General features: G+C 63.9%; 1 protein-coding gene and 1 pseudogene. Both read right to left on the reverse strand.

Annotation, left to right across the window (positions count from 1 at the left end; translation table 11 throughout):
* A pseudogene (locus MOX02_RS30650) lies at positions 1 to 440 on the reverse strand (coenzyme B12-binding protein); the annotation flags it as partial.
* Positions 441 to 690: 250 nt separating this feature from the next.
* Entirely contained in the window at positions 691 to 942 is a 252-nt protein-coding gene (locus tag MOX02_RS30655) for a hypothetical protein (protein ID WP_147029518.1), read from the reverse strand.
* Positions 943 to 1,198 lie beyond the last annotated feature (256 nt).

Consider the following 1,198-nt stretch of genomic DNA (forward strand, 5'->3'; position numbering starts at 1 on the left):
AGCTGAAGGCGAGCGACACCCGCCGTCACCTCGATGAAGTCGCAGAGATCCTCTTCCCACAGGCGGCCGAGCAGGGCTGCAGAGGGGGCGAGCAGGTCGAGGAACAGGTCGTCGGCTGCGTAGCCTTCGGACAACAGACCTGAGAACGCGCTGAACGCTGGGGCCGGATCCTGAGCAAGGATCAACGCGGTGAACTCTGCAGCCGCCTCGGTATCGAGTTTGGGTGCGGGCCTCGGCACTGCCTGCTCCAGCGTCGAGTGACGGAGGCACAAGCGAGGCATGATCTCGCTCCGCACCAGGATGCTCAAGGCGAGGTGCCGCTCGCGTGCTTCCTGGGCAGCGCGCTTTCGCGCGTAAGCCCGGCGAATGTCTGCCGCCTCCGGAGGCTCTGGCGCTAGCAGTGCCGCCAGCCCGGAAGCAGGGAAAGCGAGGTTCTGCATCGCCCCCATCCCGCATCATCGTTGCCGGCAGCGGGCCAGCCGCCGGAGCATTGCGCGATTGTTTTGTGCATCAAAGCGGGGAACGGACAGCGTGTAAAGTTCGACCTTAGACGGCATCAGCGCGGCTACGCGTCGCTCAACGTGGGCTTCTGGCAGTTAAGCGTCGTTCGGATCGGGCCCGCGATCACGCAGCGAGGAACCGGGTGCTTCGCCGCTTGCAGTAGCGGTCGAGCGAGTGCGTTCGAATCACCTACGCCGGCTTACGGAAGAGGTAGCTTTCAGAGCGTGAGGTCTGCACGTCGCCCTGCTCGCTCTGCGGCAGCGGCTCCCGCACAGGGATCGGAACAGGTCTTCCATCTCGCTTTCGCAGCAGGCGCTCGAGGCGTTCCTGCCAGCCACGGGATCGCTCGGAGTGCGAGAGTTCCAGGCTCTGCTTGGTCCAGAAGAGGTCCAGGATCATGAGGACGATCCAAGGTCCGCCGATGCCGAGAAAGAACGCCATCGCCCTACCCTCACGTGCCGCCCTGCCCGAGCAGCAGCGACAAAGGATAGAACCCGCTCTTGATCTCTCAACGGTGCCGCGGCTGCGGCGGGCTCCGGGGGACTCAATGTGCGAATTTTACCAACGCCGACGCACGAGACCTCCCATTCCCATGGTCGAGGGTAAGTACGCGCTCTGCGGCAGCTTACCCACAGGGAACACCTTCCAGCAAAATCAACGTCCTGCCACAGCTTCCCAAGCTGAATGTCGTCGGTTC

This window comes from Methylobacterium oxalidis (assembly GCF_007992195.1).
GTDB classification, from domain to species: domain Bacteria; phylum Pseudomonadota; class Alphaproteobacteria; order Rhizobiales; family Beijerinckiaceae; genus Methylobacterium; species Methylobacterium oxalidis.